Origin of the sequence: Streptomyces amritsarensis (assembly GCF_001953875.1) — a bacterium.
GTDB lineage: Bacteria > Actinomycetota > Actinomycetes > Streptomycetales > Streptomycetaceae > Streptomyces > Streptomyces amritsarensis.
The window spans coordinates 1-7765 of record NZ_MQUR01000169.1; the positions used below are offsets into that span (position 1 = coordinate 1).

Annotated in this window: 6 protein-coding genes and 1 pseudogene; 1 reads left to right on the forward strand and 6 read right to left on the reverse strand. The window is 73.9% G+C overall.

Annotated features, from left to right (window positions below; translation table 11 throughout):
• The 6 genes and pseudogenes from AVW11_RS34870 to AVW11_RS34900 all read right to left on the reverse strand — a co-directional run.
• Window positions 1–203 (reverse strand): annotated as a pseudogene (locus AVW11_RS34870) (hypothetical protein); the annotation flags it as partial.
• A gap of 176 nt (window positions 204–379) precedes the next feature.
• Window positions 380–907 (reverse strand): hypothetical protein, encoded by a 528-nt coding sequence (locus AVW11_RS34875; RefSeq protein ID WP_240528345.1) that lies wholly within the window; start codon window positions 905–907, stop codon window positions 380–382.
• A gap of 262 nt (window positions 908–1169) precedes the next feature.
• A complete protein-coding gene (locus tag AVW11_RS34880; RefSeq protein WP_079250910.1) occupies window positions 1170–2027 on the reverse strand; it encodes a dioxygenase family protein in 858 nt (285 codons plus the stop codon).
• A gap of 1062 nt (window positions 2028–3089) precedes the next feature.
• Window positions 3090–3623 (reverse strand): hypothetical protein, encoded by a 534-nt coding sequence (locus tag AVW11_RS37605; RefSeq protein ID WP_076047026.1) that lies wholly within the window; start codon window positions 3621–3623, stop codon window positions 3090–3092.
• Window positions 3624–3787: 164 nt separating this feature from the next.
• A complete protein-coding gene (locus AVW11_RS34895) occupies window positions 3788–4312 on the reverse strand; it encodes a hypothetical protein (RefSeq protein ID WP_051700862.1) in 525 nt (174 codons plus the stop codon).
• A gap of 547 nt (window positions 4313–4859) precedes the next feature.
• Window positions 4860–5057, reverse strand: a complete 198-nt coding sequence (locus AVW11_RS34900) for a hypothetical protein (protein ID WP_076047027.1) — start codon at window positions 5055–5057, stop codon at window positions 4860–4862.
• Between the two features lie 1298 nt (window positions 5058–6355).
• Here AVW11_RS34900 and AVW11_RS34905 point away from each other — a divergent pair.
• The coding region (locus AVW11_RS34905; RefSeq protein ID WP_076047028.1) for a hypothetical protein at window positions 6356–7765 on the forward strand (1410 nt) is incomplete at its 3' end.

Genomic DNA, 7765 nt, shown 5'->3' on the forward strand with positions numbered 1-7765 from the left:
GCCGACGTCTGCTGGCCCACGCCCACCATGCTCCACCGGTCGGCCAGCGTCTTCAGCGCCCGAGACCACGCCTGCAGCTCGCCGGCCTGCCGCAACGGTGCCTGCGAGTAGTACTCCTCATGCTCGCGATGGAACCGCGCGAGATTGTCGATCAACTGCAACAGCGACTCAGGAGGGCTGAGCTGTGCCTCGTCCTCGGCCATGTCAGCAGTGTGCACCAGGTCCCACGTGTACAGATGTCCAGCCACGCCCGTACGCGTCGGATGCGAGCTGCGCGGCCCTCACAGATCCTTACGGGACAGCCATCCGCGATCTGCACCCGCGCTGTGTCGGCGTGTCCGTGTGTCTGTGTGTTTGTGGCTTGGTGTGGGGTTGTGTGTCAGGGGGTGGGGGTGTCGTAGACGAGTTTGTAGGTTACGTCTTTGGGGGTGGGTGTGGGTGGGGTGTGGGTGTAGAGGAGTCGGATTGTGGTGAAGCGTTGGGTGCCGGGGTGGTGGGGCCAGGGTTGGGGGTCGCTGAGGGTGACGGTTACGGGGTAGGGGTGGAAGCGGCCTGCTGCGCAGTAGGGGCGGCAGTCGTTGACCATGTCGGTGCCGGTGGCTGTGGCGGTTTTGGGTCCCCAGGTGTTCCAGTGCAGTTTGACGAGTCGGTTGTTGCCGTCGCCGCAGGCGAGGAGGTATTCGTCGGGACGTATCTGGCCTTTGGAGAAGCAGTCGACGACCACCGGGTCGGGCGTGGGGGTGGGTTGGGTCGCGGAGGCCGGTAGGGCGGCGGTCGTGAGGGCTGCTGCGGCGCTCAGCAGGATCCCGGTCCGGGTCCGGGTGCGGGTCCGGGTGCGGGTCCGGGTGCGGGTGCGGGTGCGGGTCCGGACTGTGCGGGGGTTGCGGCCGTCTGCTGGTGCGTCCATGAGGCCTCCTCGCCTGTCCGTCGCGCCCGGCGGCGCTGTGGCCATGCCCAGCTTCTCCGATTCGGGCGTACCCCGCACCCGCTGGCTGTTTCCGGTGCCCCGTAGCTGTTTTTGACCTGCGGATATGTGGCGGCTGCCCGGTTCGGGGCGCCGGTTCGGGCTGCGGGACTGTCGCGTGGCGGGCTCTGTGGGTGCCGGTCGCCGGTGCCCGGGTTGTTTGGGTGGGGGTGTCGGGGTGGGGTGTCGGGGGGTTGGTGGGGGGTTAGGTGATGCCGATGGTGTAGGCGGCGTGGTAGCCGTTGCCGTGGGGGGTGAGGGGCAGGGTCATGGTTTTTCCTGCGGCGCGGTAGCGGCTGTCGCGCTGGTTGGGGTGTTCGGGTGGGGTGCGGTGTGCGTAGGGCGGGTGTGTGTAGATGTGGGTGAGGAGGTTTTCGGGGAAGAAGAACTGCGAGGTTGTCTCGGTGCGGGTGTCGGGGCGGACCTTGAAGTGGATGTGCGGGGCCAGTCCTGCGTACCAGCCGGGGATGATCGTGTGGAACACGCAGTGTCCGGTGCGGTCGGTGATTTGGGTGCCGCGCAGGAAGGTGTCCTTGCCGGTGGAGTAGTCGCCGTCGGCGTCGGCGTGCCAGACCTCGACGCCGGCGGCCGGGAGGGGCCGGCAGCCGTCGGGGACCCGTACGACTGTCAGGTCCAGTCGCAGTGGTACTCCGTTGCGGCCCTGGGTGATGTCGGAGCGGACCAGGTCCAGATCCAGGTAGTACGGTCCCGCGCCTGCCTCGACGGCGAGGACGCAGGCCGGGGCCGGGGTCGTGGCCGCCGCTGTTTCGGGCCGGGCCGGGGTGGCGGACGGCATTGCTGCCGCACCCCGTGTTCCGGCCGGGGCGGTGCACGCAGCGCTCAGGACGGCGGCGGCCCCGGCCGAGCCGGCGGCCAGCAGCAGGGCACGCCGGCTGGTCGGCGGGGAGACTGCACCGCTGCCGCTGCCGCTGCCGCTGCCGCTGCCGCTGCCGCTGCCGCTGCCGCTGCCGCTGCCGCTGCCGCTGGCGCTGGCGGTGTCGGCGCCGGAGCGGGCACCGGTGCCGGTGCCGTTGTCGTTGCCGGTGTTGTTGTTCTCGGCCATGCGAACCCCTCACACACGCCCCGGATGCCGCCTGCGCGTGGGGGCGGCGGACGGCTGGACCCGCGCCCCACCGTGCCGGACGCCGTCCTTTTGGCCCGGCACCGACACACCCCCGTCCACCCCACCGGCCCCCGGCCCCACCCCGCCCTCTGTTCCTGTCATGCCGGGCCCGGAGGCGGGTCGGGCGTCACGGCCGACCAGATTTCCAGCCGCCCAGCCGCCCAGCCGCCGATGCGCCGATCCGCCGATCCGGCTGGGCGCCGATCCGTCGATGCGCCGATCCGGCTGGGCGGCGGGTCGGGGTCCTGCCTGCGGCGGGCGGTACGGGCCTTGTCCGCGGTTTCGAACTGTGTCTGGGTGGCAGGTGCTTCGTCGCGCGCGTATCTCGAGGCGGCGGGCGCGGGTAGTTGTTCTGGCGGGGCCTGGAGGGTGCCGGTGGCGTGGCCGGCGTCGCCGTGGCTGTCGTTGCCGCGGGTGATCGCCTGCCCCTGGCGTCCCGGCGTCCCGGCGTCCTGGCGTCCCGGCGTCCTGGTGTTCTCGCGTCCTGGTGTTCTGGTGTTCTCGCGTCCTGGTGTTCTGGTGTTCTGGTGTTCTGGCGTGGTGGTGTGGTGGCGGCGGCCGCTCGGTTCTGCTTCGGTCGGGGGTGGGCCTGCCGGGCGGGGGGCGGCCTGGTCGGCGGGTGAGGGGGGTCTGTCGGGCGTTCGGCCCGGGCGTGTCGGGGTCGTTGTGGAGGCCGGGAGGTGGGCGGTGCGGCTCCGTTTGTGGCGTGCCGGGGGGGGTGCCGGATGGTGCAGCGGGTTGTTGGGGCGTCGTGCGGCGGGTTGTTGCCGCCGTCGTGGTGCGTGCCGGAGGTGTACGCGGCCGCCCCGGGGCCGCCGTGGTGCACGGTGCGGGCGGACAGGCTCGGGTGGGGCTTGCCGGTGTGCGGGACCGTCGTGGCGGTGCCCCTGTGCCGGGACGGGTAGCGGTTCCGGGTATGCCCGGCGGCCCCCTTTTGCCGGTGTCGTCCGGTGGGGACGGGGGCCGGGAAAAGGGGGCTGCCGGTGGGCCTGGGGGGGGGTGTTACCAGGAGCGGTTGAACTTCACGTGGCCGCCGTTGCGCTCGTACCAGCCGACGAACCCCCAGTTGATCCAGCCGCCGTCGCCCTGGTTGGTGAACTGGCCGGACTCGAAGATCCACAGGCCGTAGTGGATGTTGCCCCACTGGACGTTGGCGTAGACGCGGGTGCCCTGGAACTGGTCGTGGTAGTTCTGGCTGAGGTTGAACAGCATGACGTTGTGGCGGCTGCCGGCGGCCTTGAACGCCTTGTCGACGGCTTCCTGCACGAAGGTGCCGCGGTTGTCGGTCTTGATGCCGCGCAGGGCGTCGGCGATGGCCTTGCCGCTGCCGAGCTGGTCCATGGAGACGTTGACGCTGACGCTCTTGTCGGCGGCGGCCGCGGCGTCGGGTTCGGACGCGGCGGGGGAGGAGGCGGGGGTGGAGACGGCGGCGGGGGCCGGGGCGGGCTGCTCGGCGGCGTGGGCCGGGAGCGCGGCCGCCCCGGTCAGGGTGAGCGCGGTCAGGGCGATCGTGGCGAGCGTGGTGTTGCGGCGCATGGCGATGAGTCCTGTTCTACGGGGACGGAAAACGACGGGGGACGGGAGGGGTACGGGGCGGGGCGGTGGTGCGGGGTCGGGGCGGCGGCACGGGCCGGGGCCGGGGTCGCCGGCCCGCCCGGGGCCGGGGGTGGTGGGTTCGGGCCGGCGGGGGCGGGGGCGGGTTACCAGGAGCGGCGGAAGTTCACGTGGCCGCCGTCGCGGTCGAACCAGCCGCGGAAGGCCCAGTTGATCCAGCCGCCGTCGCCGTGGTTGGTGAACTGGCCCGACTCGAAGACCAGTACCCGGTAGGTGCCGTGGATGCCGCTGACCTTGGCGTCGTAGACCACGCCGTGCAGGTTGGGGGTGTAGCTGTTGGCGTTGTTGATGACCATCACGTTGTAGCGCTGGCCGGACTCGTAGAAGGCTCCCTCCATCAGGGACTTCACGTAGCCGGAGCGGTTCTGCTTGCGCTCGATGGCCTCGTTGACGATGTTGATGATCTTCTGGGTGATGTCGAGGACCGCGGAGGCGACGTCGACCTTCCCCGCGAGGGCGCCCGCCTCGCCCGGGGCGACACCCGCGACGGCGGCCGGGGCGGCCGGAGCGGGTGCCTGGGCGGCGTAGGAGGCGGCGGAGGGCAGGAGGACCCCCGCGGCAGCGACCGAGCTGACGATCATGACGGCGGCACGCTTGCGGCTGATACGCATGACATTTTCTCCTTCAAGGGATGTATCGGACATCGGGTGGTCGTGGGGGCCCTGCCGGGCCGTTCGGAGGGCCGCGAGCAGACCCGGCGTGAGCCCGCGGCGGCCCGGGAGCCGTCCCGGATCGACCCCCGGGGCAGGCCTGGGGCAGGCCTGGGGCAGGCCTGGGGCAGGCCTGGGTGTTGGCCGGGAGCAGGCCCTGGGGTGGTTCCGGGAGTCGTTCCGGATCGACCCGTGAGCAGGTTTGGGGTGGGTCCGGGGGCGTCCTGGAGCAGGCCTGGGGTGGGCTCGGGAAGTGGGCGGGGGAGTGGGCCTGGGCCGGGCCTGAGGCGGGCGGCGAGGGGGCGGGGAGGTGAATGCGGGGCTGTGAATGCCGTGCCGCCGGAACAGGATTTCCGAAGGTGCACGGCCCGCGCTGCCGGCCCGTGGCCGGAAGGAAAGGATCGGGCCTATTTCAGGCCGAACCCATTCGGCCGACCCCTCTTCCGCCTCGGATTGCTGATTTACTGAAAGCGCTCTCGGCCATCGGGGGCGGGGAAGGGTTTTTCCGTCACCAGGAAGTGGTGAGATGGGCGGCCGCGTCGTTGTGCGGCGGCCTCCCGCCGCCGGTGCGGCGGGGGGTCTGTGAGGGGGAGGGGCCGGTGATCCGCCGGTGCAGCAGGACGGCCAGGCATCCGGCGCAGAGCAGCGACAGGGTCTGCCACCAGGGAAGACCGGCTTCCCTGCGGCCTGGAGGGGGGTTCGGCATCGGGTTCTTCCAGTGACTTTCGCGCGAAGGTGGAACCTGGCGGTGCCCGATCGGCTCTAGAGGGCCGGAGGGCAGTGGTGTGCGGGGTTGGTCCACTCGGTGTCCCCCGGACGGCCGTCGCACGGGGCGGCGGTCCGTGCGGAAGCCGGACCGGATCCGAAGTCCGACGCCGCGCCGGAAACGATGCTGCCCGCAATACCCACGGCCAGCGCCGCCGTGCAAAGGAGCCGAGTGAACTTCATGCTGTTCTCCTGAGAAAGTGAATTCCGATCTGATTTCGCCGGGTCTTTCTTTCCGGTGACTCAAGAATCTCCGGCCGGGAACTCTGGGTCCAGCGGGCACGGGCCTCAGCAAGGTGCGTGGCACGAAAGGGAGGGGTGCAAAACATGGACAGAACCAGCGATACCAGGGCATCTGTTGAGGTGCCGGGAGCCTTACCGCCCCCGCCGGACCCAGACCCAGGCCCCATCCCGAACCAGGCCCCGGTTCCCGGCCCGGTCCCGGCCCCCGACCGGGCCCCGGATCCGGCCCCGGCTGCGGCCGCCTACCGGGTCCCGGATCCGGCCCCGACTGCGGCCGCCTACCGGGACCCGGATCCGGCCCCGGCTGCGTACCAGGGCCCCGGCCCGGCCGTGCACCGAACCCCGCACCCGGCTCCGACGGTGTGCGGGGTTCCCGGCCCGGCTCCGGCCGCGGCCGCCGACCGGGCCTCGGACCAGGCTGCGGTCCCTGATCCCGCCCCTGCCCGGGCTGCGTACCGAGACCCGGCCCCGGCGGCGTACGGGGGCCCGGACCCGGCCGCCGTCCCCGCTTTCGTCCCGGCCCCCAGCGCGGCCGCCGGCCCGGCTGTGTGCCAGGACTTTGCTGCGGCTCCGGCCGGGTACCCGGACCCGGGCCCGGTTGCGGTCCCGGACCCCGCCGCGTACCCGGCCCCGACGGCCAACTCGCCCCTTACACAGGGCCCGAACCCGGCCCCGGCCCCCGGGTCGGCTCCGGGCCCCGAATCGGTCTCAGCCGCGGCCGCCTACCGGGACCCGGATCCGGCCTTGGCCGCGCACTGCGCCCCCGGCCCGGCCCCGGCCGCGCCCCGGGACTCGGCCCCGGCCGTGGTCCCGGCTGTGATCCCGGCGTCCAGCGCGGCTCCCGACCAAGGCCCGGGCCCGGCTGTGGTCCCCGGCCTTGCCCCCGCTCCGGCCCAGGCTGCGTACCGCGACCCCGGCCCAGCTGCAGCGGCGTCCATCGAGGCCCCGGCCGCGTACCCGGACCCGGCGCCCGCTCCGGCCGCCCACCCGGCCCCCGTGGCCAACTCGCCCTTCACGCAAGGCCCCAACCCGGCCCCCGCCTACCGGGACCCGGCGTCGGCCTCCCTCCCCGCCCCGACCCCCGGCGCGGCCGCCGGTCCCGGCCGGGACCCCGCCCCCGCCCCGGCCCACGGCGCGGCCGCCCACCTGGACCCGGCGCCAGCCCCCCTCCCCGCCCCGGCCCACGGCGCGGCCGCCTACCTGTACCCGGACGCGGCCCCCGGCGCGGCCGCCCACCTGGACCCGGCGCCGGGCCTGTTCCCCGCCCCGCCCCCCGGCACGGCCGCCCACCTGGAGCCGGCGCCGGGCCTCTTCCCCGCTCCGACCCCCGGCGCGGCCGCCGGTCCCGGCCCGGACCCCGCCCCCGCCGCGGGGCCGGGGCCGGGGCCGGGGGCGGACCTCGGTCCGACCGCGGTCCGGCTCTACACCCGCCTGCTGGAGGGCGGCCCCCAGCCGACCACCGCCCTGGCCGCCGCACTCGGCCTCGCCGAGGAACACGCCGAGCACGCCGCCGCCGAACTGGCCCGCCACCGCCTCCTGGCCCGCGACGGCGACGGCACCCGCGCCCGCTGGCGGGCCGTCAGCCCCTACACCGCCGCCGCCGAACTGGTGGGACCGGAGGAGAACCGGCTGCGCCGCCGCCTGGAGACCCTGGAACGCACCCGCGCCAGGCTCAGCTCGCTGATCCCCCTGTACGAGGAGACCTACCGCCGCGGCGCCGACTCCGGAGCCGTCGAGGTGGTGGAGTCCCGCGACCGCGTCATGCTCCTCATCGCCGACACCGCCGCCCGCTGCACCGAGGAGGTCCTCACCGTCCAGCCCGGCGGCGGCCGCCCGCCCGGCTACCTCGAGCGCGCGCTCCCGCGGGACCTGGAGATGCTGGGCCGCGGCGTGCGCCTGCACACCCTCTACCAGCACACCGCCCGCTACAGCCCCGGCACCCAGGAGTACGTCCAGGCCGTCGGCGCCGCCGGCGCCGAGGTCCGCACCCTGGGCGAACTCTTCGGCAAGATGCTGGTCTTCGACCGCGCCACGGCATTCCTCCCGGTATGGGACAACCCCGACGCGGCCGTCGTCCTGCGCGAACCCTCCGCCGTCGCCTTCCTCTGCTCGGTCTTCGCCAACGCCTGGAGCCTGGCCGAGCCGTTCTCCGCCTCCTACACCCCGGCCGCCTCCGCCCAGCTGCAGGACGCGATTGCCGCCCGGCTGGCCGACGGCGCCAAGGACGAGCTCATCGCCCGCCGGCTCGGCATGTCCCTGCGGACCTGCCGGCGCCACATCGCCGAGCTGATGGACGAACTGGGCGCCGAGAGCCGCTTCCAGGCCGGATACCTCCTCGCCCTGCGCTCGGCACCCGCCACCCCGCCCGCCACCCCGCCCGCCACCCCCCCCATCGTGCCGCCCGCC